The organism is Streptomyces platensis (genome assembly GCF_008704855.1).
Lineage (GTDB): Bacteria > Actinomycetota > Actinomycetes > Streptomycetales > Streptomycetaceae > Streptomyces > Streptomyces platensis.
In genome coordinates this window covers 5337994-5364846 of record NZ_CP023691.1, presented here as the reverse complement: position 1 = coordinate 5364846, position 26853 = coordinate 5337994, and the positions used below count along the sequence as shown (strand labels likewise).

At 72.0% G+C, this 26853-nt stretch carries 22 protein-coding genes and 1 riboswitch; of the genes, 8 read left to right on the top strand and 14 right to left on the bottom strand.

The features are described 5' to 3' along the window. The first annotated feature begins 3 nt into the window (after positions 1 to 3). Positions 4 to 936, top strand: coding sequence for an esterase/lipase family protein (locus CP981_RS23800; protein ID WP_085926945.1), 933 nt, complete (start codon positions 4 to 6; stop codon positions 934 to 936). A 246-nt stretch (positions 937 to 1182) separates the two neighbouring features. Beyond that, positions 1183 to 2949, top strand: coding sequence for a M23 family metallopeptidase (locus tag CP981_RS23795; RefSeq protein ID WP_085926944.1), 1767 nt, complete (start codon positions 1183 to 1185; stop codon positions 2947 to 2949). Positions 2950 to 3006: 57 nt separating this feature from the next. Here CP981_RS23795 and pcrA read toward each other — a convergent pair whose 3' ends face one another. After that, positions 3007 to 5487, bottom strand: coding sequence for a DNA helicase PcrA (gene pcrA, locus CP981_RS23790; protein WP_085926943.1), 2481 nt, complete (start codon positions 5485 to 5487; stop codon positions 3007 to 3009). Between the two features lie 290 nt (positions 5488 to 5777). Then, positions 5778 to 5962, top strand: a riboswitch (cyclic di-AMP (ydaO/yuaA leader). A gap of 7 nt (positions 5963 to 5969) precedes the next feature. On the opposite strand from pcrA, the gene CP981_RS23785 reads away from it, so the two are divergent. After that, a complete protein-coding gene (locus CP981_RS23785; RefSeq protein ID WP_085926942.1) occupies positions 5970 to 7118 on the top strand; it encodes a C40 family peptidase in 1149 nt (382 codons plus the stop codon). 118 nt (positions 7119 to 7236) lie between these two features. Here the strand turns inward: CP981_RS23785 and CP981_RS23780 are convergent, their stop codons facing one another. Then, positions 7237 to 7590 carry a hypothetical protein gene (locus CP981_RS23780; protein ID WP_085926941.1) on the bottom strand — a complete coding sequence of 118 codons (354 nt, stop codon included), beginning with the start codon at positions 7588 to 7590 and terminating at the stop codon, positions 7237 to 7239. Between the two features lie 324 nt (positions 7591 to 7914). Between CP981_RS23780 and CP981_RS23775 the strand changes: the two genes are divergently transcribed. Beyond that, a complete protein-coding gene (locus CP981_RS23775; protein ID WP_085926940.1) occupies positions 7915 to 9099 on the top strand; it encodes a C40 family peptidase in 1185 nt (394 codons plus the stop codon). 209 nt (positions 9100 to 9308) lie between these two features. Here the strand turns inward: CP981_RS23775 and CP981_RS23770 are convergent, their stop codons facing one another. From CP981_RS23770 to CP981_RS23755, 4 genes are all read right to left on the bottom strand, one after another. Further along, entirely contained in the window at positions 9309 to 10433 is a 1125-nt protein-coding gene (locus CP981_RS23770; RefSeq protein WP_085926939.1) for an alpha/beta hydrolase, read from the bottom strand. Between the two features lie 185 nt (positions 10434 to 10618). Continuing rightward, on the bottom strand, positions 10619 to 11329 hold the full coding sequence (locus CP981_RS23765) for a LuxR C-terminal-related transcriptional regulator (protein ID WP_085926938.1): 711 nt from the start codon (positions 11327 to 11329) through the stop codon (positions 10619 to 10621). An 89-nt stretch (positions 11330 to 11418) separates the two neighbouring features. After that, complete coding sequence (locus CP981_RS23760; protein ID WP_085926953.1) at positions 11419 to 12717, bottom strand: ATP-binding protein; 1299 nt, start codon at positions 12715 to 12717, stop codon at positions 11419 to 11421. 128 nt (positions 12718 to 12845) lie between these two features. After that, the gene (locus tag CP981_RS23755) at positions 12846 to 14561 is read right to left on the bottom strand and encodes a serine/threonine-protein kinase (RefSeq protein WP_244330068.1); all 1716 of its coding nucleotides are present in this window, start codon (positions 14559 to 14561) and stop codon (positions 12846 to 12848) included. Between the two features lie 331 nt (positions 14562 to 14892). Between CP981_RS23755 and CP981_RS23750 the strand changes: the two genes are divergently transcribed. Next, on the top strand, positions 14893 to 16323 hold the full coding sequence (locus CP981_RS23750) for a PspC domain-containing protein (protein WP_085926936.1): 1431 nt from the start codon (positions 14893 to 14895) through the stop codon (positions 16321 to 16323). Further along, positions 16320 to 16550 carry a hypothetical protein gene (locus tag CP981_RS23745; protein WP_085926935.1) on the top strand — a complete coding sequence of 77 codons (231 nt, stop codon included), beginning with the start codon at positions 16320 to 16322 and terminating at the stop codon, positions 16548 to 16550. The genes CP981_RS23750 and CP981_RS23745 overlap by 4 nt, the downstream gene beginning before the upstream one ends. A 91-nt stretch (positions 16551 to 16641) precedes the next feature. Here CP981_RS23745 and CP981_RS23740 read toward each other — a convergent pair whose 3' ends face one another. From CP981_RS23740 to CP981_RS37850, 3 genes are all read right to left on the bottom strand, one after another. Beyond that, positions 16642 to 17187: a TQO small subunit DoxD gene (locus CP981_RS23740; protein ID WP_042147419.1), complete on the bottom strand. Its 546-nt coding sequence runs from the start codon at positions 17185 to 17187 to the stop codon at positions 16642 to 16644. Between the two features lie 427 nt (positions 17188 to 17614). Further along, entirely contained in the window at positions 17615 to 18892 is a 1278-nt protein-coding gene (locus CP981_RS23735; RefSeq protein WP_085926934.1) for a hypothetical protein, read from the bottom strand. 940 nt (positions 18893 to 19832) lie between these two features. Beyond that, complete coding sequence (locus CP981_RS37850; protein WP_158092681.1) at positions 19833 to 19991, bottom strand: hypothetical protein; 159 nt, start codon at positions 19989 to 19991, stop codon at positions 19833 to 19835. Here CP981_RS37850 and CP981_RS23730 point away from each other — a divergent pair. Then, entirely contained in the window at positions 19990 to 20748 is a 759-nt protein-coding gene (locus CP981_RS23730) for a bestrophin-like domain (protein ID WP_085926932.1), read from the top strand. The two genes, CP981_RS37850 and CP981_RS23730, sit on opposite strands and share 2 nt — an antisense overlap. A 127-nt stretch (positions 20749 to 20875) precedes the next feature. On the opposite strand, the gene CP981_RS23725 is transcribed toward CP981_RS23730, so the two are convergent. Next, a complete protein-coding gene (locus CP981_RS23725; RefSeq protein ID WP_280116722.1) occupies positions 20876 to 21766 on the bottom strand; it encodes a class II aldolase/adducin family protein in 891 nt (296 codons plus the stop codon). 37 nt (positions 21767 to 21803) lie between these two features. Between CP981_RS23725 and CP981_RS23720 the strand changes: the two genes are divergently transcribed. Beyond that, a complete protein-coding gene (locus CP981_RS23720) occupies positions 21804 to 22301 on the top strand; it encodes an SRPBCC family protein (protein ID WP_085926930.1) in 498 nt (165 codons plus the stop codon). A gap of 87 nt (positions 22302 to 22388) precedes the next feature. Here the strand turns inward: CP981_RS23720 and CP981_RS23715 are convergent, their stop codons facing one another. From CP981_RS23715 to guaA, 4 genes are all read right to left on the bottom strand, one after another. Beyond that, the gene (locus tag CP981_RS23715) at positions 22389 to 23330 is read right to left on the bottom strand and encodes an ornithine cyclodeaminase family protein (RefSeq protein ID WP_085926929.1); all 942 of its coding nucleotides are present in this window, start codon (positions 23328 to 23330) and stop codon (positions 22389 to 22391) included. After that, positions 23327 to 24460 (bottom strand): aminotransferase class I/II-fold pyridoxal phosphate-dependent enzyme, encoded by a 1134-nt coding sequence (locus CP981_RS23710; RefSeq protein ID WP_085926928.1) that lies wholly within the window; start codon positions 24458 to 24460, stop codon positions 23327 to 23329. The genes CP981_RS23715 and CP981_RS23710 overlap by 4 nt, the downstream gene beginning before the upstream one ends. A gap of 5 nt (positions 24461 to 24465) precedes the next feature. Further along, on the bottom strand, positions 24466 to 25110 hold the full coding sequence (locus CP981_RS23705; RefSeq protein WP_085926927.1) for a helix-turn-helix transcriptional regulator: 645 nt from the start codon (positions 25108 to 25110) through the stop codon (positions 24466 to 24468). Between the two features lie 137 nt (positions 25111 to 25247). Next, positions 25248 to 26834: a glutamine-hydrolyzing GMP synthase gene (gene guaA, locus CP981_RS23700; RefSeq protein ID WP_085926926.1), complete on the bottom strand. Its 1587-nt coding sequence runs from the start codon at positions 26832 to 26834 to the stop codon at positions 25248 to 25250. Between the last annotated feature and the right edge of the window lie 19 nt (positions 26835 to 26853).

The window sequence follows — 26853 nt, the reverse complement described above, 5'->3', positions numbered from 1 at the left end:
GCCATGCAGGCCCTGCCCTTTCTCTCCGCACCCCTTCTGATCGCGCGCCTGGTTTCGACACCGCTCCGGTGCGCGCGCCTGCTCCCCGACCGCGCCTCTTCACTTCTCCTGCGCAGCACGGTCGTGGACCTGGCGATCCTCGCCGGCCATCTCCTGCTCTATCCGACCGGCATCTCCCAGGAACGCCCCCTGCCACGGCCCGCACCCCACCCCGCGGCCGAGCCCCCGGAAGGACTCCTGGAGCCGGAGATTCCGCAGCCCGCCCCGGGCGCACCCACGATGCTGCCGACCGAGGGCCGGGCCCATCCGCCGGTCCTCCTGCTCCACGGCTTCATCGACAACCGCTCCGTCTTCCTGCTGCTGCGCCGCTCACTGCACCGGCACGGCTGGCGCCATGTCGAGGCGCTCAACTACTCCCCGCTGACCTGCGATCTCCGTAAGGCCGCCGAGTTGCTCGGCCGCCATGTGGAGGAGGTCTGCGCCCGGACCGGCCATCGCCGGGTGGACCTCGTGGGCCACAGCCTCGGCGGGCTCATCGCCCGCTATTACGTACAGCGGCTGGGCGGCGACACCCGCGTCCGTACGGTGGTCACGCTCGGCACCCCGCACTCCGGCACCCGGATCGCGCCCCTGCTGTCGGCGCACCCCCTCGTCCGTCAGATGCGCCCCGATTCCGAGGTGATAGCGGAGTTGGCGCGGCCCGCGCCGAATTGCCGCACGCAATTCGTGGCTTTCTGGAGTGCGGAGGATCAGGTGATGATTCCGGCCACGACAGCGAAAATCAGTCACCCTGATTTGCTCGCGTACAACGTGCATGTCGCCGGTGTCGGACATCTCGCCCTGCCGGTCAATGGCACCGTCGCCGCCGGAATACGGGAAGCGCTGACCGCGGCGGAAGCGGCGGAAGGAGCCGCGGACACCATTTCGGTGGCCTGACCGGGCGGCCGCGATGACCTGCCAGGCGTCCGCGGGAGGCCGTCACGACGCCGTATCGACGACATGATCTTGACGTGGAGTCGAACAAACATCGAACGAGGCGCCAAGAGCTCGCATGGGGACTGCCGAAAGGCGGCCAAATGCCCGATCTGGCCTAGCCCAAAACCAGTTGAAGATTGTCGCCGTCGCGTACCGCCGGGTACAGTCGCCGCTAATTCTCCTGCTGCCGAGGCGAAAGAGAAGTTGGTGAACGACCGTCACCCCTCGGAGGCCCAGCCTCCGACCGGCTCTCCTGCCGACGCCTCGTATGCGCATTACCCGGCTTACGACTCCTATGCACAGCAGGCCCCGGCCGGCGTCGCCGAATACGGCAACGGCGACCCCCTCTTCGGCTCGCTCCCCGGCTCGTACGAGACCGGTATGTACGACACCGGCACCTATGACACCGGGATGTACGACACCGGTACGCACGCGGCGGGCGCCTACGGCATGAGCGTCTACGGCACCGGCAGCTATGGCACCGACACCTATGACACGGGGACGTACCCGGCGGGCGACGGCTATGCCACCGGCGCGTACGACACCGGCGGCTACGCCTCACCCCAGTGGGACACCGGCGCGTGGGAGACCTGCGGGTGGGACACCGGCGCCTATGCCGCCGTCGACCCGCACGCGTCCGACGCGGGCTACGACCCGTACGCGCACACCGCCTACGACACCTCGGCGCACGACGCGACCGCGTACGCCCCGTCGGGACACGAGACGGCCGGTTACGACGCCACCGCGTACGGTCACGGCGGCTACGACACCGGCAGCTATCCCACCGGCGCGTATGACACCGGCCGTTACGCCACCGGCGCGTACGAGGCCACCGACTCCTTCGACGCCTTCGACCGGCAGGCCACCGCGCTCCAGGAGACCGCGAGCTACGAGGCCACCGCGATCTGGTCGACCACGGACCAGGACCTGATCGCCAATATCCCGGCGCAGGCCGGGCCGCCCCCGACCGACACCCTCCAGTGGGACAGCGCCACTTGGAACGAGGCCGGGCACTTCAGCAACGGCGGCCCCGACAGCGACCGGCCCGCGAGCGACCCGTACGACACCGGCCGGGCCGAGGCCGACGAGCACTCCCCCGGCGACGCCGAGGACTACAGCGAGGCCGCGGCCGTGGCGGACGCCATGACGCAGGCCATGCCGATCACCCCCGCGGCCCCCGCCCCCGCCCCCGCCGGCCGGCGGGTCGCCGGGCCGGACGCCGGGAAGGCCGTCCGCGGCCGGGGCCGGCGGCGTACGGCGAAGCGGTCGGCACTGCTGACGGTCGCGGTGCCCTCGGTCGCCGCCATGGGCGTGTGCGCCGCGGCCGCCGCTGCCGTCACCGATTTCGGCGGCGCCGAGAAGGACGAGGCGACCACCCAGGCCGCGCCCGACGCCGGGGCCGTCAAGCCGGCCGCGGCCAACAACAAGCTCGACACCCAGCTCGCCGGACTCAGCGCCAGCGCCGACGACTTCCGCGACCGGGCCAGCCGTACGCAGGAGCGGATCGACCTCAAGGAACGCCAGGCGCAGGAGCGCAAGCGCAAGGCGGAGGAGGCGGCCCGCAAGGAGGCGGCGCGGCCCAAGTTCCTGCTGCCGGTCAAGCAGCACGGGCTGAGCGCCCAGTTCGGCCAGGCCGGGGTGAACTGGATGTCGCTGCACACCGGTATCGACTTCCCGGTCAGCTACGGCACCCCGGTCATGTCCGCCACCGACGGCACCGTGCGCACCCAGTGGAACTCCGCCTACGGCAACATGGCGATCGTGACGGCGCCCGACGGCACCGAGACGTGGTACTGCCATCTCAGCAGCACCAAGATCCGCTCCGGGTCGGTCAAGGCCGGTGACCAGATTGCCTATTCGGGCAACTCCGGCAATTCCACCGGACCGCATCTGCACTTCGAGGTGCGTCCCGGCGGCGGCGCGGCGGTCGACCCGCTGCCCTGGCTGCGCGACCACGGCCTCGACCCGAACTGACCGCCGACGGCTCCGCCAAAGCCCCCGAGGCGTGTCCCCGGGGGCTTCCGGCTTCCGTTACAGCTTTTCCACCGGCGCATACCGCAGCAGCAGCCGCTTGGGCTTCTCGCCGCCGAAGTCGATCGTCGCCTCGGCGTTGTCACCGCTGCCCTTGACGCCGACGACCGTGCCGAGGCCGAAGCTGTCATGCGTGACGCGGTCGCCGATGGCCAGCGAGACGGCCGGGCGGTCCTGGGAGCGGCGGGTCGCAAAGCCGCTGGGGCCCTTGGCGCGCGACGACGAGAAGGAGGAGCCGAAGCCGCCTCCGCCGCCCGCCGACAGGCCGCCCATGGAGGCGGAGGGCGTCGCCGGGCCCGTCCGCTTCCACTCCACGTAATCGTCCGGGATCTCCTCCAGGAACCGGGAGGGCGGGTTGTACGAGGGCTGGCCCCAGGCGCTGCGCATCGTCGAGCGGGTGACATAGAGCCGCTCGCGGGCGCGGGTGATGCCGACATAGGCCAGCCGGCGCTCCTCCTCCAGCTCCTTGGTCTGGCCCAGGGAGCGCATGTGCGGGAAGACGCCGTCCTCCATGCCGGTCAGGAAGACGGTCGGGAATTCCAGGCCCTTGGCGGTGTGCAGCGTCATGAGGGTGATGACGCCGCTGCCTTCCTCGTCCTCGTCCGGGATCTGGTCGGAGTCGGCGACCAGGGCGACCTGCTCCAGGAAGTCCGAGAGGGTGCCCGGATTCTCCTCGCCGCGGTCCTGCTCGAACTCCAGGGCCACGGCGGCGAGTTCCTGGAGGTTCTCGATCCGGGTCTCGTCCTGGGGGTCGGTGGAGGCCTGGAGCTCGGCGAGGTAGCCCGTACGCTCCAGGACCGCTTCCAGGATGGTGGCGGGGCCGGCGCCGGACTCGACGATGGTCCGCAGCTCCTCCATGAGGACGTTGAAGCGCTTGACGGCGTTGGCGGAGCGGGCCGCCATGCCGTACGCCTCGTCGACCCGGCGCAGCGCCTGCGGGAAGGTGATCTTCTCGCGCAGGGACAGGGCGTCGATCATCGCCTCGGCGCGGTCGCCGATGCCGCGCTTGGGCACGTTCAGGATGCGGCGCAGCGGGACGGTGTCCTCGGGGTTGCTGAGCACCCGCAGATAGGCGAGCACATCGCGGACCTCCTTGCGCTCGTAGAAGCGCACCCCGCCGACGACCTTGTAGGGCAGCCCGACCCGGATGAAGATCTCTTCGAAGACACGGGACTGGGCGTTGGTGCGGTAGAAGACGGCGACATCGCCGGCCTTGGCGTCCTTGGCGTCCGTCAGCCGGTCGATCTCGTCGGCGACGAACTGGGCCTCGTCGTGCTCGGTGTCGGCGACATAGCCGGTGATCTTGGGGCCGGCGCCGGCGTCCGTCCAGAGGTTCTTGGGGCGGCGGTTCTCGTTGCGCTCGATGACGGCGTTGGCGGCGGACAGGATCGTCTGCGACGAGCGGTAGTTCTGCTCCAGCAGGATCGTGGTCGCGTCCGGGTAGTCCTCCTCGAACTGGAGGATGTTGCGGATCGTGGCGCCGCGGAAGGCGTAGATCGACTGGTCGGCGTCACCGACGACGCACAGCTCGGCGGCGGTTTCGGCGGGGCCGACCAGTTCGCGTACGAGGGTGTACTGAGCGTGGTTGGTGTCCTGGTACTCGTCGACGAGGACATGGCGGAAGCGGCGGCGGTAGTGCTCGGCGACATCCGGGAAGGCCTGGAGCAGATTGACCGTCGTCATGATGATGTCGTCGAAGTCCAGGGCGTTGGCCTCGCGCAGCCGTGCCTGGTACATCGCATACGCCTCGGCCAGCGTCTTCTCAAAACCTCCCCCAGACTCCGTCTGGGAGGTGCCCCCAGCCGCCGTCCCGGCGAAGGTCTCCTCGTCGATGAGCTCGTTCTTGAGGTTGGAGATCTTCGCGCTGAAGGACTTGGGCGGGTAGCGCTTGGGGTCCAGATCCAGATCGCGGCAGACCAAGGCCATCAGGCGCTTGGAATCGGCGGCGTCGTAGATCGAGAAGGACGAGGTGAAGCCCAGCTTCTTGGACTCGCGGCGCAGGATGCGGACGCAGGCGCTGTGGAAGGTGGAGACCCACATGGCGTTCGCGCGCGGGCCGACCAGCTCCTCGACGCGCTCCTTCATCTCACCGGCGGCCTTGTTGGTGAACGTGATCGCGAGGATCTGGCCGGGGTGGACATGGCGCTCCGCGAGCAGATGCGCGATGCGGTGGGTCAGCACCCGGGTCTTGCCGGAGCCGGCGCCGGCGACGATCAGCAGCGGGCCGCCGGTGTGCACCACGGCGGCCTTCTGCTCGTCGTTGAGCCCCTCCAGCAGCGCCGCCGGGTCGATGGCGGGGCGGGCGGCGCCATCGCGGTAATACGGCTCCCTGGGCGCGGGCGCGTCGAACCTCCCGCCGAAGAGGTCGGCGGGGATCTCCTCCGGGGCCGGGCCGTGCTCGTCCTCGGGGGGCGGGGGGTGCTCCTCCTCGCCCTTGTGGCCGAGGTCCGCCAGGAAGCTGTCGTCAAAGAGGCTGCTCATCGCCCACCGAGTCTAGGCCGCCGCACTGACAGTCCGCCGCGGAGTGGCGGATTGCGGGCCACCTCCGGGCGGTCCCCGGCGCAGCGCCAGGTCAGGAGGCCGGCGGCCGGGCGCCGGCCGGGCGGCGCTTCGTCTACCCGAATCCGACATCTGCCACAACAACCCCCGCATCGCGTTCAGGTCACGAAAAGGTTTCGGGCATATCGAACATCAGCCTTCACAGGAGCCACACGAGTTGGCTAACGTCCTCGCTCAGGCAGCCCGCCTCCCCGCGAACGACAGGTTCGCACGGGCCGCCGACGCCGAGTCCGGCCCTGCCCTCAGGCACCCGGAGCCGGGGACCCACCAGCACCACCGGGGTGAATCGATCCGTACGGCCGTCGCCAGTGGACGTCCGGACCGTAGGGCAAGCCTTCCGTCAGCGACACCGCCCGAACCCGACAGCTAACCCGGTAGGCGGTCCACGGAAGGAGTTGCCGGTCTTGGCGTCGCATCGCAAGCCGCGCACCAGCGTTCTCGCCTCACCCACAGGCCGCCGTACGGCGGCCGGGCTCACCACCGCCGCCCTCGCCTCGGTCACCCTGCTCTCGCAGTCCGCCGACGCGGCCCCCAGGGCACCCAAGCCCACCGTCGAAGAGGTCAAGCAGAAGGTCGACGACCTCTACCACCAGGCCGAGGTGGCCACCCAGAAATACAACGCCGCCAAGGAGCGCGCCGACGGACAGCGCCACACCGTGGACAGCCTGCTCGACGCCTCCGCCAAGCGCGCCGAGAAGATGAACGAGTCCCGGCGTCTGTTGGGCACCTTCGCCTCGGCGCAGTACCGGACCGGCGGCATGAACCCGACGGCGCAGCTGATGCTCGCCAAGGACCCGCAGCAGTTCGTCGACCGCAACCACCTCATGGAGCGGCTGACCGGCCGGCAGAAGCAGGCCGTCACCGACTACCAGGAGCAGCAGGCGGCGGCCACCAAGCAGCGCGCCGAGGCGACCCGCAGCCTGGAGCGGTTGCAGGCGTCGCAGGCCTCCCTCAAGGAGTCCAAGCGCTCAGTCCAGGACAAGCTGGCCGAGGCCCGGCAGCTGCTCTCCCGGCTGACCGCCCAGGAGAAGGCGCGGCTCGCGGAGCTGGAACGCCAGAAGGAGGCGGCGGCCAAGCGCCGGGCCGCGGAGGAGGCGCGCAAGCAGCAGGAGCGGGAGCGCCAGCGGCAGCAGGACGGCGGCGGCTCGACCGGAGGCTCCACCGGTGGCGGGTCCACGGGCGGCTCCACGGGCGACTCAGCCACCAGCAAGGGCGCCAAGGCGCTCGCCTTCGCCCGCGCCCAGATCGGCAAGCCGTACGTCTGGGGCGCGACCGGACCCACTTCCTACGACTGCTCGGGGCTGACCCAGGCGGCGTGGAAGGCGGCGGGTGTCGATCTGCCGCGGACGACCTGGGACCAGGTCAAGGTGGGCCAGCGGGTGGCCACCAAGGATCTTCAGCCCGGCGACCTGGTCTTCTTCTATGACGACATCAGCCACGTCGGCATGTACCTGGGCGACGGGAAGATGGTCCACGCTCCGAAGCCGGGCGCCAGCGTCCGGGAGGAGTCGATCTACTACATGCCGATATACGGGAGCGTCCGCCCGGGCTGACCCTGGCCCGCTCCCCCACCAGACCACCCCCCACGGTCACCCCCCACACGCCACCGCGCGGCCCTCGCTTCCGTATCCGGAGGCGAGGACCGCGCGGTGTGCCGTAGTGGGGCGCTCGTCAGGTCCAGAGCACCGCGATGAAGATGTTGGCCACGGTCAGGCCGCCGACCGCGCCGAAGAGCGGCTTGTCGACCGTCTCGTCGTCCCGCTTGACGTAGACCAGCGCCAGGATCACCACCAGGACGGCCATCTTGATGCCGAGCTTGATGTTGTTGAGCGGGTGGTCCTGGGCCTGGTTGAGGCCGACCAGCACGATGCCGGTGACCAGCATCGTCAGTGCGCCGTGCAGCATGGCCGGCACGAAGCGGGCGGTGCCCGCGCTCATCGCCTTCATCTGGGTCAGAAAGCCGCCCAGCAGGGAGGCGATGCCGATGATGTGCAGGCCGACGAAGATATTGGTTACTACGTCCATAGTGCTGGATCGTAGCCGCCGTATAGCACGGCCCTTCGGGCAGGGCGCCCACTATCGCCGCTTCGGTCAGGCCAGGCCGGTCCCGGCCGTACGGCCATGGCGCCGCGGTCACCCGCGTACCCGCCGCGGTCGAAAGCGGACAATGCCGGGCAAGCGCACTCACTGCCGCAACACCCAGGCTTAGCGTCCTCCTCCAGGCGGCCGACTCCCCGCCTCGCCGGTCTCCCACCGGCGTTCCGTCGGCCGCCCCCGCCGAGAGGTGCGGCGGCGGCCCGTTGCCCCCGTGACGGACCGCCGCCGGACCCGCGGCTCGAAGGGAAGGAAGTGACGGCCACCGTGGCCTCGCACCGCAAGCCCCGGCAGCATCCGCTCGCCTCGCTCACCGGTGGCGGCTCGCGCAGCGCGCGCACCGCCCGTACGGCCGCCACCCTGGCGCTGGCCGGTGCCGCCCCCACGTTCGGCCTCGCACAGGCGGCAGCCGCCCCCCTCACCCCCGACTTCGACGCCGCCGGCCACGCCGCACACCGGCTCACCCCCGCCCAGGTAAAGAACCGGGTCGACGCGCTGTACCAGGAGGCAGAGGTGGCCACGCAGAGCTACAACGGTGCGAAGGATTCCGCCGACACGGCACGCGAGGAGCTGAGCAGGCTCCAGGACGAGGCCGCCCGCAGGACCGGGAAGCTGAACGCCGCCCGCGCCGAACTGGGCGCCATGGCCGCCGGCCAGTACCGTTCCGGCGGCATCGACCCGAGCGTACGGCTGCTGCTGTCCGCGGACCCGCAGCGCTATCTGGACGGCGCCGCGGTGCTGGAGCGTACGGGCAGCCATCAGGCGACCGCCGTGGCCGGTTACGCGCGCCGGCTCGGCAGCGTCCGGCAGGTCCGGCAGCGGGCCGAGGACACCGTGGAGCGACTGGCGGACACCGAGGCGCAGCTGAAGAAGCACCGGGTCACCGTTGTGCACAAGCTGGACGCCGCCGAGCAGTTGCTGTCCCGGCTGACCGCGGAGCAGCGGCAGCGGATGGCGGCCCGGGACGGCGCACGGAGCGGGCCCGGCCAGGGCCGTACGGACCACGGGGACGGCAATGGGGGCGGCAATGGGGGCGGCACACTCAGCCGGCTTCCCGGCGCTGTGGGGGCCGCCGCGGCGCAGGCGCCCAACCCCCGCGCCGCCCGCGCCGTCTCCTTCGCCTACAGCGCCCTCGGCAAGCCGTACGTCTGGGGCGCGACGGGGCCCGCCGGCTACGACTGCTCGGGGCTGACCCAGGCCGCCTGGAAGGCCGGCGGGGTCGCCCTGCCGCGTACGACCTACACCCAGATCAGCTCCGGTCCGCGGGTCGCCCGCTCCCAACTCGCCCCCGGTGACCTGGTGTTCTTCTACTCCGGCATCAGCCATGTGGGGATCTACGTCGGGGACGGCCGGATGATCCACGCGCCGCACCCGGGAGCGCCGGTACGGATCGCGCCGATCGACCAGATGCCGTTCGCGGCGGCGACCCGGCCCGCGTAACCGGGGGGAGTGCGCGGCGGTACCACTCGACTGCCGCGCGCGGAAAGGGACTCGGGCCTTCGCGGCCCCGGTCCCGGTTTGCGGCGAGGGTCCGGTGGCGTCGCCGGTCCGGTTGCGGTCCCCGTTGCGGCGCGGGCCCGATGGCGTCCCCGGTCCGATGGCGTCCCCGGTCCGGTCGCGCCCGCGGGCCCGGCAGCGTCCCCCTGTGGTCACGACCTGAGCTGTGTCCCCAGCCAGCGGAAGATCTGCGGGACCTGCTGTTCCCAGACCGCCGTGGTGTGGCCGCCCGCGCTCGCCGGGATCAGCTGCACCGTCACCGTCGTCGGGAGCTGCGCGAACTGCCGCAGGGCGAGGCCGGACTGGTAGCCGTCACGGGCCGCGCCCGACACATACAGCGCGGTACGCGGCGGCTTGCCGGCCGCGTTGGCCGACTTCAGGATGTGCAGCGGGTTGGACTCGGTGCGCAGCTTGGGGTCCTTGCCGGCCAGCGAGTCGCGCTCCAGCGCCGGGTCGTTGTAGCCGGACATGGCGACCGCGGCACGGTAACGGTCGGGGTGGGCCAGCGCGAGCTTGGTGGCACAGTGCGCACCGGCCGAATACCCGGCCAGGGCCCAGGAGTCCGGCTTGTCGCCGGCCCGGAAGTTGTCAATGATCATCTTGCGGACATCGACGGTCAGCCAGCTGTCGGCGTTGACCTTGCCGGGGAGGTTGACGCATCCGGTGTCCACTCCGGGGAGCAGGTTGGTCCGGGGCGCCACCAGGATGGCCGGCTTGACCGCACCGCTCTGCATCAGCGGCATCAGCTGCTCGGCCGCGTGCAGCGAGCCCAGCCAGGACTTCGCCGAGCCCGGGTAGCCGGGCAGCAGCTGGACCACCGGGAACTTCTTGGTCCGGTAGGCGGGGTCGTTGTACTGCGGCGGCAGCCAGACGTACACCTCGCCCCGCACCCCCGAGATCTTGCCCTGGAGGTCGGTCATCTGGACACCGGCGCCCACCTTGGGGTCGTCGGCCGGGCGAAAGCGCTGGAGCTGCTTGGGCTCATGCGCGATCTGCCGGCCGCCCATGCCGTCGGGCCCGAGGTCGCGGGCCGCCTCGACATGGCTGTCGGTGCCGAGCAGATCGCCCCAGGTGTCGTAGAGGCTGTTGGCGTTGTTGACCAGGACGAAGACCACGGTGATGGCCGTGACCTGGGCGAACAGCAGCATCAGCAGCCGGGCGGCACCGCGCACCAGGGGCGGCCCGGCTATTCGGCCCCAGAGGGCGAAGGGCAGCACGACGGCGACGATCAGCAGCATGAGCGAGGTGAGGAAGAAGGGCGTGCCCGTCAGGCTCATCGGGATCTCGCTTCCAGGACAAACTACGCGAAGGACGTGGGGATGGTTCCGGCCCCGCCTTCGGCAGTGAGCCTCTCCGCGCCTTTAGATGGTGATCCGCGGGGTCCTGGTTGCCCTTCTTTGGTGCTTTGTTACTCCCTCGTCATGAAGCGGTGCGTGCGCCCGCCCCGGGCTGCTTCCGCAGGTCAGACCAGCCGCCGGGCCGCGGCCCACCGGGTCAGCTCATGCCGGTTGGAGAGCTGGAGCTTGCGCAGCACCGCGGAGACATGGGACTCGACGGTCTTCACGGAGATGAACAGCTGCTTGGCGATCTCCTTGTAGGCATAGCCGCGGGCTATCAGCCGCAGGACCTCCCGCTCGCGCTGGGTGAGACGGTCGAGGTCCTCGTCGATCGGCGGGGCGTCCGACGAGGCGAAGGCGTCCAGGACGAAGCCGGCCAGCCGCGGGGAGAAGACCGCATCGCCATCGGCGACCCGGAAGATCGCGTCGACCAGGTCCGTGCCCGTGATCGTCTTGGTGACATAGCCGCGGGCGCCGCCCCGGATGACGCCGATGACGTCCTCGGCCGCGTCGGAGACGGAGAGCGCCAGGAAGCGGACCGGGCGCTCGGCGTCGGTCATCATCGCGGCGCTGCGGCGCAGCACCTCGACGCCGCCGCCTCCGGGGAGGTGGACGTCCAGGAGGACGACCTCGGGGCGGGTGGCCGTGATGACCGTGAGCGCCTGGTCGACGTCGGCCGCCTCGCCGACGACCTCGACGCCGGTGCGCCCGGTCTCACCGATCTCGGCCTGGACGCCCGTACGGAACATCCGGTGGTCGTCGACCAGCACGACCCGTACGGTCCGGCCCTCGGCCGCCCCGCCGGTCCCGTCCTGCTGTGCGTCCTCGCTGCTCATCTCTTCCGCCCGTCCCTCGGTGTCTGCCCCGTCATCATCCCGTGCCCCGGCGCACGCTGTCGCCTCCGGCCGCCCCTCGCCCGGCCCGGTCATATCTCGCGCTCCGCCGCCGCGCGCTCGATTTCCAGCTCGACGACCGTGCCGCCCTCGGGAGCGGACCGGAGCCGGGCGGTGCCGCCATGGCGCTCCATACGGCCGATGATGGACTCCCGCACGCCCATCCGGTCCCCGGGGACCGCGTCCAGGTCGAATCCGGGGCCGCGGTCGCGCACCGAGACGAAGACCGTACGGCCCTCCACTTCGGCGAACACCTGCACCGCACCGCCCTCGCCGCCGTATTTCGCGGCATTAACCATCGCCTCGCGGGCGGCCTGCATCTGGGCGCCGAGCGGCTCGTCCAGCGGGCAGTCGCCGACGACCACGACCTCGATGGGGACTCCGTGGTGGTCCTCCACCTCGGCAGCGGACTTGCGGACCGCCTCCGCCAGGGTGGCCGGCTCCTCGTCCTCCTCCTTGCCGCGACCCTCGGGCTTGTAGAGCCAGGCGCGCAGCTCACGCTCCTGGGCGCGGGCCAGCCTCGCCACCTCCCGGGGGTCGTCGGCATTGCGCTGGATCAGGGTGAGGGTGTGCAGGACCGAGTCATGGACATGGGCGGCCACTTCAGCGCGCTCCTGGGCGCGGATGCGCATCAGCCGCTCCTCGGAGAGGTCCTGGGCCATCCGCACGAGATAGGGGCCCGCCAGCAGCGCTATGCCGACGACGACGGCGAGCGCGGCCTGAAGCACCGAACCGAGGTGGCGCACCGAGCCCTGAAGCACGACGATGCCCGTCACCCCGACGCCCACCAGCAGCACTCCGGCCGCACCCCGCACCATCGGCAGCAGGCCCTTGCGGCGGCCGAGCTCCAGCCACTGGGCGCGGCGGGAGTTGTCCGCCTGCCGCCACACCAGGGCGACACCGGCGCCGATCAGCAGCACCGGCCAGAGATAGCCGTCGGCCTGGCCCAGCTGGAAGCGGGAGGCGACGATCGAGGATCCGATGAGCAGCGCGATCAGCGCGAAGACCTGGCCCTTGTCGGGCCGGTGGCGCAGCAGGCGGCGCCTGCCGTCGGCCGGGGCGGGCTGCCGGTGCTCCACGCCTCCGACGCCCAGCGGGACGAAGAACCAGAACGCGGCATACAGCAGGGCGCCCATCCCGTCGGCCATGAACAGGGCCACGAACACGATCCGCACCCAGGAGACCGGCAGTCCGAGATGCCCCGCGAGACCCCGCGCGACGCCACCGAGCAGCCGCCCGTCGGCGCTGCGGTAGAGCTTGCGCACAGGCGGGTCGTCAGGGTCCGGCGCCGGGGCGTAGCCCGTCTCGGCGCGGGGTGGGGCGCTGGTCATGTCCCCGATCGTCACACGGTTCCCGAGCCCGGGGCATCAGGGTCGTCCCTGAGGCTGTCCCTGACGTTTCCGGGGAGAGGTCAGGGCCGGGGCCGTCGGCTGCTCGCGCCACCGTGCGACCCGGCACCTCAACTCAGCGGGCCGGTCCTGCGGAAGCCGTCCTTCACCGTCGCGAACACCTTCTCGTACTCCGCCCAGTCGGCCTCCGGTGCGGACACGTAGATCGCGTACTCCTTGCCGCCCTCACGGCCGAAGCCCAGGTCGATCCCCCGGAAGGTACGGGCCCGGCCGCCAAAGGTGAACTCCCAGATCGCGGCCGGATCGCCCTGGAAGACCGTGGGCTGCAAGCGCAGGTTCGTGTAGACGGGGTACTTCCGCTTGAAGGCCTTTTCCACCTCCTTGAAGTGCTGCACCTGGTCCCCCGAGGAGAAGTCCAGGACGCTGACAGTGAGCTGCGCGAGCTCCGAGGTGTAGACGATCTGCCGGCCGCCGTCCTGGGGCTCGCGCGTCCAACCGTCGGGGAGCGGGAACCTGACGCCAAGTGCGGTCTCCTTGACGCTGTGGTAACCGTCGGGCAGGGGCGGCGGCGGTCCGATGGTGTGGTCGGGGGCCTTGGGGAGCTCGGGTGTGGTGCTCTTGTTCGCCGTCGCCTTGCTGGAGCCACCGGATTCGGTGGGGTGCATCAGGTACCAGGTCGTGCCCGCGCCGCCGCCGGCGACCAGCACCCCGATGATGCTCCAGACCACGATCCGGGCGTGCTTCTTACGGGGCGCCGTGCCGCCGACCAGCACGTCGGCGCGGTCGGCGGACCGTCCGGCGCCGGTCACGTCCGGAACGGCGACCGGGCCGGTCACGGCGTCGCTGCCGGTGTTCGCAACGGCGCCGGCCCCCGCACCCGTGACCGCGCCCGTACGCGCCCCGTTGCCGGTGCCGCGGGCCGAAGTGGCCGCCACCTCGCCCGTATCGTGCACCGGGCGGGTGGGTGCCTCCGTCTCGCCGTCCGGGGTGGCCTGCTCGGGGCGGCGGCCCCGTCCGACCGTCCCCAGGGTCATCGTCGACCAGCCCATCAGCGCGGTCTCCGCGTCGGCTTCGGCCGCGCGCAGCGCCAGCTCGACGACCTCGGCCGTCGGCCGTTCCGCCGGCTCCTTGGCGAGCAGCGCCTCGATCAGCGGGGCCAGTGTCCCGGCGTTGCGGGGCGCCACCAGCGGGTCCATGGCGATCGCGTACGCCGTCTCGACCGCGGTGGGCTTCCGGAACGGCGAGCGCCCCTCGACCGCCTGATAGAGCGTCGCTCCCAGCGCCCACAGGTCGGAGGCGGGGCCCGGGGTGCCGCCCTTGACGCGCTCGGGCGCCAAGTAGTCGATGGAGCCCACCAGCTCGCCCGTCTTGGTGAGCGTGGAGGCGCCGGTGGCGACCGCGATGCCGAAGTCGGTGAGGACGACGCGGCCGTCCTCACCGAGCAGCACGTTGCCCGGCTTGACGTCACGGTGCAGCACACCGGCGGAGTGTGCGGCCCGCAGCGCCGCCACCATGCCCCGTCCGATACGGGCGGCCTCGCGCGGCTCCACCGAACTGTCGGTCCGCGCGGCCTCCTTGATGGCGTCGCCGAGCGTCGTGGAGGGCACGTACTCCATGACGATGCACGGCATCCCGGCGTCGTCCACGACGTCGTGGACGCTCACCACATTGGGGTGGTTGATGCGCGCAGCTGCCTGGGCCTCACGGGTGGTGCGCTCATAGCGCGTTGCCAGTTCGTCCTCGTCCAGCTGCGGTGAGACATGCAGACGCTTCACCGCGACCTGACGGCCGAGCAGCTCGTCCCGGGCCCGCCAGACGGTACCCATACCGCCCTGGCCTATCCGCTCAACCAGGCGATATCGCCCGGCGACCAGTCGCCCCTCGTCCACCGACGCCGCCTCCGTCACCGCACGCCCCTCCGGAAACCCGTACGTATCCAGGGCGCAACGATAGTCGCCGATGCCGCCGGGCAGCCCCCCGGCCACCACCCGTCCACATCTCTTCTTCCGCCCGGGCACGGGCGCAGGGGCATATGCGAGCGCACGAGGGGTTTCGGGACCCCCCTGGGGCATCTCAGGGCCGCCATCAGCGGATCTCAGGGATGTGCCAGGGTTTCCACGGATGTCGCGGCACTGTCGCCCTTGTCACCATGGCCTCATGAACGATGCAGCCCACATCGAGGAGTCGGCGCCCGCCGGCCCCGCCGGCCCCGCCTCGCATCCGCCGCTGCGCCGCAGCCGGCGGCACAAGGTGATCGGCGGAGTCTGCGGCGGGCTGGGCCGGCAGTGGGATCTCGACCCGGTGATCTTCCGGGTCGTGCTCGCCGTGCTCTCCGTCGGCGGCCTCGGGCTGATCGCCTATGGCTTCGCCTGGCTGCTCATCCCCCTCGACGGCGAGGACCAGAACGAGGGCCGCCGGCTGCTCTCCGGCCGAGTGGAGGGCCCCGCCCTGACGGCCCTGCTCTTCGCTCTGGTCGGCTGCGGACTGTTCCTGACGACCCTCGCCAAGGGCAGCATGATGTCGTTCGCCATCATGCTGACGCTGGCGGTGGCCGGTTCCGCCTATTGGTCGCGCCGGCGGCGGCTGGTGGAGGCCGAGGGCCCGCAGGCGATGGACACCGCCACGGCCCAGGCGGTGGCCGACGCCCCGCCCGAGACCAAGGCGCCCCCGGTGCCCGCCGGCCCCTCCTGGTGGCGCGCCCAGCGCGGGGAGGCGGCGGGCCCGGGCTATCTGTGGGGACCCGACAACACCCCGCTGCCCCTCGACCTCAGTTACCGGGGCGAGCACGGCACGGCCACGGCCCCGTACGGGCACGACGGCCGGTCCGACGCGGGCCGTCCGCCCGCGCCGCCGACCGGTGCGCCGCCGGCCCCGCGCCGGGGCCGCCGCGTCGGACGCCCGATCGGGGGCTGGACGTTCCTGCTCGCGCTGCTCGCCGGTGGCGGCACCGCGGTCGCCGTCTCCCGCCATGACGGCCTGGTGCCGTCCCTCCAGGCGGGCCTGGCGTGCGCATTGGTCGTCTTCGGCCTCGGGCTGGTGCTCAGCGCCTGGTACGGACGCACGGGCGGCGGCACGGTCTTCATGGTGGTGCTGACGGCCCTGCTGCTGGCGGGCGCGACGACGCTGCCTGCCAACATCACCACCCACTGGCAGAAGCTCACCTGGGCCCCCACCACGCTCAGCGCCGTCCGGCCGCAGTATGAGCTCGGTTCGGGAGAGGGGGAGTTGGACCTCACCGGCCTGCCCCTCAAGGCGGGCCGCACGGTCCACACCGGCGCGGAAGTGGGCGCCGGCCGCCTTCACGTGACACTGCCGCACGGGGTCACCGCCCGGCTCCATGTCTCGCTCGGCCTCGGCGATATCCAGCTGCCCGGCGAATCGCCGCACGACGTGGACCTCATGGCCGGACGGCGGACGGTGGACCTTCCCGCCGACGGCCTCAAGAAGGGCGAGAAGCCGCGCGGCTCGGTGGAGCTGAACGTCGAACTCGGCGCCGGCCAGGTCGCCGTCACCCGCGCCGAACCGGCCCCCGCCGCGCCGACCCCCGCCGCGCCGACCGCCCCGACCCCTGAGGGAGCCCACCGGTGAAGCGCCACCCCTTCGAACCGGCCCGCCTGATCTCCGGCCTCACCGCCCTCACCCTCGGCACGGCCTACGGCCTCGACGCCCTTGGCCTCTGGGATGCCCCCGGCCCATGGCTCTTCCTCACCCTCCCGGCCGGCCTGCTGCTCTCCGGCATCACCGCAGCCGTCTGGACCAGGACCCGCCGCCCGCTCCACCCGCACACCGACAGCACCTCCTCGAAAGGCTCCTGACACGACTACCGACGGCACCGCCACCGCGCCCCGGCATCAGCGCCCTCGCCCCGGCCCTCATGAACCGCCCCCGCCGCTTGCGGGACAGCCCTCAGCCGAACAACTGCGCCCCGTGCCGCTTACGGCGGTTCGCCAGGGCGGCGTCCAGGGAGAACCTCGGCGTACCGGCCAGCAGGAGCGGGATCCAGGCCACCAGGTAGGCGAGGTCATTGCCGTAGTAGTAGGGCGTGGTCGCCCAGCTCACGGTGAGCCACAGCGTCAGCGAGATCAGCGCACCGCCGAACGCCGCCAGCCGCCCCAGCAGCCCCACCAGAGTCCCGAGTCCCACCGCCAGTTCACCGGCCGCGATGGCATAGCCGAAGCCCACCGGACTCTTCTGCGCGATCTCCACGAGCTGCGGCAGCGCCGCCGCGTCATGGACCTGGCGCAGCATCTCGCCGAGCGAACCCGCGCCACCGGCCGCCAGGAACGCCGGATCCGTCAGCTTGTCGATGCCCGCATAGAGGAAGGTCGCCCCCAGAAAGAGCCGCAAGGGGAGCAGCGCATGCCGCGCCAGCTGCGCCCGCAATCCGGCGCCGGCACCCTCGACGCCCGCCCCTCCCAAGTCGGCACCGATCGTACGATTCGCGTGCACCATGACGTCCGCCTCTCCGTTGCCACCGGGCGCAGACGATTGTGCCCGCGCCCGCGCCTCCTGGGGAGATACGTACGCACGTGCGCGAGAGGTTCAACGGACCGATGCACTTCAGGCCACTGCGCCACACAGAATCGTCACGCAGCAGCACCCGGGCGCCACGGGCGGCACCGACCACGCCCGTCGCCGCCCGATGACCGGCGCCAGGCACCCGGCGAGGCGCCGCGCCAGGGTGCCGCGGGACCACCCATGATCCGCGGGACCCGACCCTGCCCCACAGGGCCGGGGACCCGCCCCCGCCCCGCAGGGCCCCACCGTCATCCGCAGGGCCCGACCATGACCCACCGGCCGGCCACGCCGCACACTCCGGCACCACCGAACCGCCGAATCCGCCGAATCCGCCGTCCCCACCGAACCCGCCCGCCATCGCCTAGTCCACGACGTCGATCACATACCCCTTCGTCTCCACGCCCGCCGCCGTGACCACGCGGACCTCCACCCGGCCGGGCTCGACGTCGACCGGTACCGGGACCGTCAGCACGCCGTCCGTCGGGTTGGTGAAGCCGCCGGCCACCGGGACCAGCGGGACGGGGACATGTACGTCTCCGATGCGTACGACGGTCCGGGCAAGCCGGTCGGGGGTCCCGGCGCCCGGCGGGACGAAACCGGCGCCGCGGATCTCGATGTCGTCGCCGGTACGGACCGGCGCGGCGAGATCGCCCAGCTCGCGGGAGCGGACGACCGAGAGGATCACCGGCCGCCCGCCCGCCACCGCCTTCCCCCACAGATAGGTCGCCCCGGAGAGCGCGAGGAGGACCACCAACCCCCAGGGGAGCTGCGGCAATTGCGCCGGTTGCCCGGCCAGCCGTACCAGCGCGCACCCCAGCACGGCCGCGTTCACCAGGACGTACTGCACGTCCAGGAGACTGCCCCGCCCCGCGTCGTCCGTCAGCAGATCGGCGGCCCGCGGCCGCTCCGCGGGCACCTTCTGAAGCCGTCCCGACCGCACCCGCGAGGCCACCAGCCCGTAGGCCAGCACGGCCACCGCGCACCCGAGGGCGAGCGCCACCAGCAGCGCGCCGGACCGTGCGAGCGCCACGCCCTGGAGCAGCGGGCGCCGCTCGTCCGGGCCCGCGGCCGTCACCTGCTGCACGACCACCGTCAGGACGGCGTACAGCACCGCGGCCGCCCAGCCCGCCGCGATCGTCCGTGAGGTGGACAGCCGCCCGTCCTCGCCGATCAGCGGCGCCAGCGCCCCGCCGTGCGCCCGGTGCCACCAGGCCGCCGCGGTGAGCCCCAGCGCCAGTACGACGGCTGCGGCCAGTCCCGCCGTGCGGGCGGCCGTCCAGCCGGTGCCGAGGGCGGTCAGCGCCTGTCCGAGCAGCAGCGCCACCGCCGCGCTCCAAACGGCGAGCAGGGTGCGCCACCGTACGGCCGCCAGCCAGGCGGCCTTTCCGGCGGCGCGCCGCCGGGCGACCTCCCTCGCGGACAGCGTGAGTTCGTCGGAGACCCACTGCCGGGCCGCACCGGCGGAACGCGCCAGTCCGGCCGGCACCCCGCGCCCGGCGGCGAAGTCCTCGCGGAGCGCGATGAACGCGGCAACCGCCTGCTGGTGCCCCGCCCGAGCGCCGTGCGGGCACCGTCCGCACCGGCACTCGCCGCCGGCGGCGCGCTCCGCGCCCTCCCCCGGCTCGCCCGTTCCGGCCATTCTGCCCGCCGCATCCACCGACACGTCCGTTACCGCCCGCCACCGCTGATCATCAACTTGAGTTCTCCGAAGGCGAATTGTGCCGCACCCCGCAGGAGGCGCCTCAAACGTCCAGTTGGTGGCGGGTGGCGGGCGCAGCGCTGTGTTGACGTCCGGCCGTGAACGGGCTCCGCCCCCGCGCCAGCCGCCCTCACAGCGGCGCCGGGCACCGCCCCACCGGCAGCTGAGCAACGGCACCTGCGCACCGAGGAACCCACGCCCCCGCACAGGGAATTCGCGGCCCCCGTACACCTGACCGGCGCGCCGGCCGGGGAACCGGGGCATGTCCCCTATTCGGGCGAACCGGGCCACCGCGAAGGCTGAGCGGTGGGCGCGTGGCGCAAGCTCTCGCCGTGCGTCAAATAATCGGAATTCACGGATCGCACAGCTGCGATGACCTGGTCAGACCGACTGCGCCGCGACGGCCGGACGGACCGCGCCCCGGCGGTCCCGGGCTGCGGACCGCCGCCGCGTTCCTTCTGCTGGCCGGGATCGCCGCGCTGCTCGTCATCGCGCCCGCGGCCACCGCGCTTGGCCGGCCCGACCGCCCGGTCACCGGCGACAATTGCGCCTACGCCGGAACGGCGCCGCCGGTGGACGTACCGACGGACTTCCCCATGCCGCGCGGCTGGCACTTCCCCTGTAGCCGGACCAAGCCCCCGCCGACGCCCTCCCACCGGCCGGCACCGCGCCCCCACGTCCCCAAGCCCGCGCCCCCGCCGCCCCGTGCCCATACCCCCCGGCCGGCACCTCCCCCGCCACCGCCACCACCGCCGCCACCGACACCGCCACCGCCACCCACTCCGCGCGCCCGTCCCACGGCGCCGCCGCCCCCGCCGAAGCCGAAGCCCCCACCCGTCGTCCGCCGCCCGGCGTCACCGCCACCCGTCCTGCCCCGCAGCTACGCACGGCCGTCCCACCGGCCGCGCGCCGGGCGCTCCGTGGTGACCACGACCCTGCTGCTCACCGCCCCGGCCGTGCTGGCCGGCGCCGCCCTCCGTCCCCGTTCGAGCTCCTCGTCCGGTTCCGCCGGGCGCCGTTCCTCGTAGGAGGTCTCCATGTCGCAATGGCTGGTATTGACCCTCGCCATGGCCGCTGCTTGCGGCGTCGTCCTGACCATCACGGTGCTGAAGGAGCGCCGGATCACCGAGGACGACGACCCGTCCGAAACACCCGATGTGATCGAGTATCTGACGATGATGGTGGGGGTGGTGTACGCGATCGTGCTGGGGCTGGCCATCGCCGGTGTGTGGGAGGCCAGAAGCGCGGCCGAGGACACCGTACGGACCGAGGCGCAGGCGCTGCACGAGGTCAGTGCGCGGGCCCGGGCCTACCCCGCACCGGTGCGGGACCGTATCCGCGCGGATGTCGATGCGTATGTGAGCCATGTGGTGCACAAGGAGTGGCCCGTGATGGCCGAGAAGGGGGAGCTGACCGGGCGCGGTACCGAGCTGCTGACGAAGGTCCGGGCGGATGTCACCGATTACCGTCCGCGCAATGACTTCGAGGGACAGTCGTACCAGCCCCTCGTCGACCAGGTCGCGGTGGCCGACGGGGCCCGCACCGCGCGGGCGAACGCGGCCGAGTCGACGCTGCCGGGGGTGGTGTGGTTCGGACTGATCATCGGGGGTGCCATCTCGATCGGTGTCATGTTCACCCTGCAAATCCGGCGTTCGGGGCGGGAGTTGCTGATGGCGGGCCTCTTCAGCGCGCTGATCGCCTTTCTGCTGTTCCTGGTCTGGGATTTCGACGCCCCGTTCAGCCGCGGCATCTCGGCGACGGCCTCGCCGTTCTTCGAACTGTTCCCGCATCCGTGAGGCGGGGTGCCCTGCGGGACCGCCGTACGCCCCGCAGGGCACCCACCCGGCCGCGGCCGCCGGGCCACCCGGCCACCCGGCCACCCGGCCACCCGGCCACCCGGCCACCCGGCCACCCGGGTGCGCCCTAGTCGAAGAGGTCCGGCTCGGTACGCACGATCTGCTGGTACAGCGGCTGGTAGTTGATCCAGGCGACCAGGTCGTTGCCCAGCTGTTCGCGCGTGTGGACGGCGTTGTGGTGGTCGATCAGCACCGGCTCGCCGGCGGCCTTGGCGGCCAGCTGGACCTGGCAGGACCGCTCCATCGTGAGGAACCACCACGCCGCCGCGTCCACCGAGTCGCCGACCGTCAGCAGCCCGTGGTTGCGCAGGATCACCGCCTTGTGGGGCCCGAGGGCGGCCGCGATCCGCCGTCCTTCCCCCTCGTCGACCACCACGCCCGTGTAGTCGTCGAAGAGCGCGTGGTCCTCATAGAACGCGCAGACGTCCTGGGTGATCGGCTCCAGCAGCTCGCCCAGTGAGGACAGCGCCCGGCCGTAGGTGGAGTGGCTGTGCGCCGCCGCGATGACGTCGGGGCGGGCCTGGTGGACCTGGGAATGGATGGCGAACGCCGCCTGGTTGACGTGGTAGCGGCCGTCGACGACCTTTCCCTCCGCGTTCACCATGATCAGATCGCTGACCCTGAGGTGCCGGAAGGACATCCCGAAGGGGTTGACCCAGAAGCAGTGCGGGAACTCCGGGTCGCGCACGGTGATATGGCCCGCGACGCCCTCCTCGAAGCCATGGCGCCCGAAGAGACGCAGCGCCGCGACCAGGCGCTCCTTGCGGTAGCGCCGCTCGCCCTCGACGGTCGCATGCGTCGGCGGCATCGCGAAGTGCAGCTGATCGGTGGGTATGGGCGTCGGCTCGGGCATCGCGGCCCTCCTCTGGCACGTACGGCGTGATGCTCGATGCGGAAGGTACCTTCCGCTACCGCAGGTAAACAGGGCCGCGACCGGCGCACTTCCCACTGCCTGCATGATGAGGGCACCAGGACCGGCAGCAGAGGGGCACACCATGAGGGCCATATCGGTCAGCAGGGACATCGTCGCCACACCGCGGGAGCTCTTCGACCTCCTCCGGGACCCGGCCCGGCACGCCGAGCTGGACGGCTCGGGAATGCTGCGCGGCCGCCCGCAGGGGCCGTCGCCGCTGGGGCCCGGCGACCGGTTCAGCATGGGAATGGCACAGGGCCGGATCGCGTACCGGTCGGTGAATGTCGTGGTGGAGTACGAGAAGGACCGGCTGATCGCCTGGGAGACCTGGGGCGAACTCCGTGGCCGGCGGCTGGTCGGCGGGCAGCGCTGGCGCTACGAACTGACGCCCGTGAACGGCACGGGCGGCACGGACAGCCCCGGCGACGGCAGCGAGGTCACCACCCGGGTCACCCACACCTTTGACTGGTCGCGCGCCCGGCTCCCCCGTCTCATCGTGGAACTCCCCGGCTACCCACGGCGGATGGGCCCGGCGATGACCACGACGCTGGAGCGGCTGGCCGCGGCCGTACGGAGCTGAGCACGCGGCTCCGCCGCACCGCCGTCCCCGCGGGCCACTACGGAGCACAGGAGCCGTGGCCCGGCCAGGGTGCCGGCTCCTGGGCGTTCACTCCCGGAGCCGGCCGAGGACGGCCGAGGCGAGCGCCGCGTCGAGCGCTCCGACACCGGTGAGGTCGGCGACCGTGATCGCGGCCTCCGGCCGGTCGACGGGCGCCTTGAGCAGCAGGCCGGCCGCGATGTCGCCGTCCTCGGCGGCGGCCCCGGCACGGACCGCGTGACCGAAGTCGCCGTGGTCCAGGCACTGGGCATGGTCGTCGGTGGCGATCAGCTGTGCGCGGTGGAAGAGGGCGGGCGGCAGCTCGTTCTTGTGCGGCATGTCCGTGCCGATGCCGGTCACATGGGCACCCGCACGCACCCGGTCGGCGTCCAGAACGGGGGACCGGGCCGGTGTCGCGGTGATGATCATGTCGGCCCGGGCCGCCTCTGCCGCCCCGGCGGGACGGGCGGCCAGGCCGTGCGCGCCGAGTGTGTCGCACAGGGCGTGGGCCTTGTCCGGGGTGCGGCCGTGGACCAGCACCAGGCCCACCGGCCGGAGTTCGGCCAGCCAGAGGGCCTGGAGGCGGGCCTGTTCGCCGGTGCCGAAGACGGCCAGCGTGCCGGCGGCGGGGCGGGCCATGGCATGGGTGATCAGCGCGCCCGCGGCGGCGGTGCGCCAGGCGGTCAGCAGACCGCGGTCGTCGAGGAGCGCGCGCGGCTGTCCGGTGCGGGCGCTGACGACGCAGACCAGACCGTGGTTGGCGGAGAGACCGCGCGCCGGGTTGCCGTAGAAGCCGGTCGCGATCTTGACGGTGAAGTCGGCGGCGCCGGTGATCCAGCCGGCTTTGACGTGGCAGTCCCCGTCGGCCTCGGCAAAGTCCAGATGCAGCGGCGGCGGCACGTGGGTGCGGCCTTCCGCGTGCGCGATGAGCGCGTCACGGATGGTGTCGAGGACCAGCCGCGAGGTGGTGGCCCGTTCGATGGCCGCCGCGTCGAAGACGGCGAGCGTCATCGGCGCGCCCGCATCCAGTCGGCGAAGGCCGCCAGGCCCTCTTCGGGGTTGCGGCGGCCGATGCCGATGCGGAAACGGTCGGCGGGAGTGGCGGTGAGTTCCGAGCGGTAGATACTCGCGGGCAGCAGCAGAACGCCGGCTTCCTCCACCAGGCGGGTGCAGAAGTCCTCCACGCCGTCGGCGCCGAGGTAGCGGGGGTAGGCGACGCATCCGCCGTCCGGCCGCTGCCATGCGAAGTCGTCGGCGAACTCGGCGAAGAAGGCCTCGAAAGCCGGCAGATTGGCCGCGATCAGGGCCCGGTTGCGGTGCAGGATCGTCTCGCGGGCCTTCAGCGCGATACGGGCCAGGACCTCGCTGGGCGCGGAGTTGCAGATGGTGGTGTAGTGCTTGGCCCGCTCCAGACGGGCACGCAGCGCGCGGTCCCGGCAGGTGATCCAGCCGATGCGCAGCCCGGGAAGCCCCAGGGACTTCGAGGTCACGTTCAACGACAGTGCACGCTCCGACACATCGGCGGCGTGCGGCAGGGTGCGGGCCGGGTCACGTTCCAGGCCGCGGTAGACCTCGTCGCTGAACAGGTGGATGCCGCGCTCGTCGCACAGACGGGCCAGGGCGAGGAAGTCAGCCGTGCCGAGGACTTTGCCGGTCGGGTTGTTGGGGAAGTTCACCGAGACGACCCGGGTATTGGGCCGGATCGCCGCCGCCACCTCGTCGAGGTCCAGGGCCCAGTCCCGGTTCGCGTCGAGGGCCACGCCGGTGACCTCGCACAGTGCCAGCGGCACGGTCTCGGCGGCCTGGTAGTTCGGGGTCACCACCACCGCGTGGTCACCGGCGCCGAGCAGCACATTCATCGCCAGATAGAGGGCTTCCTCGGCGCCCGCGAAACAGATGACGTCGTCCGCGCCGGCCTGCTCGTAGGTCTGGGCGATCACCTCGCGCAGGGCCGGGTCGCCGAAGGTCTCGGTGTAGCCCAGGGACAGGTTCTCGAAGGCTTCCCGGTCCGTGTCGTCGGCCAGCCCGAGCAGCTCGCCGAGTGTCATGGTCTGGACGTCGGAGGCGGTCAGATGGTGGCGGGCGGTGAACTCCCAGCGGGAGAAGTACGTTTCGAGGCGGAAGTCGGGCAGCCGGGTCATGGCGGTCAGTCCTTTGCGCTGGAGGCTCGGAGTTCGGCCAGCAGGCCGTAGACGGTGGACCGGGACACCCGCAGGGCCCCGGCGACGACCGGCGCGGCACGGCGCACGGCGAACACCCGGGCCTCGTCCAGCAGGCCGAGGACGGCCAGCCGGTCCTGGCGGGTCATGCGCTCGACGGGACGTCCCGTTTCGCGGACGTGGCTGCCGATGATGTGCTGGATGCGCTCGGCCCAGTCCTGCTCGAACAGCGGCTCGGGGCGCTGCACGGTGGGCGCGCCGAAGGCGGACAGGACCGCCGCGGCCTGTTCCAGCGGGGTGCGGTCAAGGTTGATGCACAGCACGGCCGACGGCCGCTCGTGGGCATCCCGCAGGACCGCGCTCACCGACGACAGCCGGCGGCCGTCCGCCAGCAGCTTCTCGTACGGCCCGTAGACGCCCTGCGGCGACGGGTCGAGCTCGTCCAGCTCACCGAGCAAAGAGGGGTCCCCCGGGCCGCGGGAGCCCATGGGGTTCCAGATCTCCAGGACCCGGTCGGTGTCCGGATCGTGCAGCACCACCTCGGCGTACGGACCGAGCAAACGCGCGACGGCCTGGCACACCGGCGCCCACATCCGCACCCGGGGGTCCTGGGCCTCTTCTGCATCTCCCATGCTTGGACTGTACGTCCAGACTGGACAGAAAGTCCATGGGCGGTGCCGCCCCCGCCAACGACAACGCCGCCGCTCAGCAGGCTGAGCGGCGGCGTCATCAAGCGACCGGCGGGATCACCCCGGCCCCATGGGTGGGATCACTCCCACTCGATGGTGCCCGGGGGCTTGCTGGTGACATCGAGGACGACGCGGTTGACGTCGGCGACCTCGTTGGTGATGCGGGTGGAGATGCGGGCCAGGACCTCGTACGGCATCCGCGTCCAGTCCGCGGTCATGGCGTCCTCGGAGGACACCGGGCGCAGCACGATCGGGTGGCCGTACGTCCGGCCGTCGCCCTGGACGCCGACCGAGCGGACATCGGCGAGCAGGACCACCGGGCACTGCCAGATCTCGCGGTCCAGACCGGCCGCGGTCAGCTCCTCGCGGGCGATGGCGTCGGCCTCGCGCAGCAGGTCCAGGCGCTCCTTGGTGACCTCGCCGACGATCCGGATGCCCAGGCCGGGGCCGGGGAACGGCTGGCGGTGGACGATCTCGTCCGGCAGGCCGAGCTCCGAGCCGACCATCCGGACCTCGTCCTTGAACAGCTGGCGCAGCGGCTCGACGAGCTCGAACTCGATGTCGTCGGGGAGCCCGCCGACGTTGTGGTGCGACTTGATGTTGGCGGTGCCCGTGCCGCCGCCGGACTCGACGATGTCCGGGTAGAGCGTGCCCTGGACCAGGAAGGCGACTTCCTCGCCCTCGGCGCCGGCCTCGGCGACCAGCTCGGCCTGGGCCTGCTCGAAGACCCGGATGAACTCCCGGCCGATGATCTTCCGCTTCTGCTCGGGGTCGCTGACCCCGGCCAGTGCGGTCAGGAAGCGCTCCTCGGCGTCGACGACCTTCAGCTGGACGCCGGTGGCGGCCACGAAGTCCTTCTCGACCTGCGCGGACTCGCCCTTGCGCTGGAGACCGTGGTCGACGTAGACGCAGGTCAGCTGGTCGCCGATGGCCTTCTGCACGATGGCGGCGGCCACCGAGGAGTCCACGCCGCCGGACAGCGCGCAGATGGCGCGCTTGGTGCCGACCTGCGCGCGGATCGCGGCGACCTGCTCCTCGACCACGCTGGTGGTGGTCCAGTTCGGCTCGATGCCCGCGCCGCGGTAGAGGAAGTGCTCCAGGACCTGCTGGCCGTGCGTGGAGTGCATGACCTCGGGGTGGTACTGGACGCCGTAGAGCTTCTTCTCGTCGTTCTCGAAGGCGGCGACCGGGACCACGTCGGTGGACGCGGTGACCGTGAAGCCCTCGGGGGCGGCGGAGCAGGCGTCACCGTGCGACATCCACACCGACTGCTCGGCGGGCGTGCCCTCGAACAGGGTGGAGCCGGGACGGGAGACGGTCAGCGGGGTACGGCCGTACTCACGGGCGCCGGTGTTGTCGACGGTGCCACCGAGGGTGGTGGCCATGAGCTGGAAGCCGTAGCACATGCCGAAGACCGGGACACCGGCCTCGAACAGCGAGCGGTCGAGGCTGGGGGCGTCTTCGGCGTAGACCGACGAGGGACCGCCGGAGAGGATGATCGCCTTCGGGTTCTTGGCGAGCATCTCCGCCACCGGCATGGTGGACGGCACGATCTCGCTGTAGACCCGGGCCTCTCGGACCCGGCGGGCGATGAGCTGGGCGTACTGTGCGCCGAAGTCGACTACGAGGACGACGTCCGGGGCAGCGGCAGGGGGCGCTGATGGCACTTCGGCGGCCTTCCGGCGG